This window comes from Oceanobacillus sp. J11TS1 (assembly GCF_018333215.1).
Classification (GTDB): domain Bacteria; phylum Bacillota; class Bacilli; order Bacillales; family Amphibacillaceae; genus Oceanobacillus.
Genome location: NZ_BORO01000064.1, coordinates 1 through 747, shown reverse-complemented (window position 1 = coordinate 747; position 747 = coordinate 1). Strand labels below are relative to the sequence as shown.

2 rRNA genes are annotated in these 747 nt (G+C 44.6%); both read left to right on the top strand.

Features of this window, described 5'->3' with window-relative positions:
- Positions 1-64: ribosomal RNA gene (locus KI343_RS19815) — 16S ribosomal RNA — on the top strand; the annotation flags it as partial.
- Positions 65-258: 194 nt separating this feature from the next.
- A 23S ribosomal RNA gene (locus tag KI343_RS19810) occupies positions 259-747 on the top strand; the annotation flags it as partial.

The window sequence follows — 747 nt, the reverse complement described above, 5'->3', positions numbered from 1 at the left end:
AATGATTGGGGTGAAGTCGTAACAAGGTAGCCGTATCGGAAGGTGCGGCTGGATCACCTCCTTTCTAAGGATATATAACGGAATTCGTACTTGGTTGTTTGGTTCAGTTTTGAGAGAGCAATTCTCTCGAATGGAAGCTTGTACCTTGAAAACTAAATAAGAGTAACAACGACATCAAACTTTAGAAATAAGGCAAAAAGCTATAATATAGCGACACAATTGATTACTTTCAGTAATCAACAAACTTATTCTTAACTTAGTTAAGTGAATAAGGGCGCACGGTGGATGCCTTGGCACTAGGAGCCGATGAAGGACGGGACTAACACCGATATGCCTCGGGGAGTTGTAAGTAAACTTTGATCCGGGGATTTCCGAATGGGGGAACCCGCTGTTCGTAATGGAACAGTACATCTATCTGAATACATAGGGTAGATGAGGCAGACCCGGGGAACTGAAACATCTCAGTACCTGGAGGAAGAGAAAGAAAAATCGATTTCCTGAGTAGCGGCGAGCGAAACGGAAAGAGCCCAAACCAAGAAGCTTGCTTCTTGGGGTTGTAGGACACTCCATTGGAGTTACAAAGAAATTCTTTAAATGAATCGACTTGGAAAGGTCAGCCAAAGAAGGTAACAGCCCTGTAGTTGAAAAGGAATTTCCTCCGGAGTGTATCCTGAGTACGGCGGAACACGTGGAATTCCGTCGGAATCCGGGAGGACCATCTCCCAAGGCTAAATACTACCTAGTGAC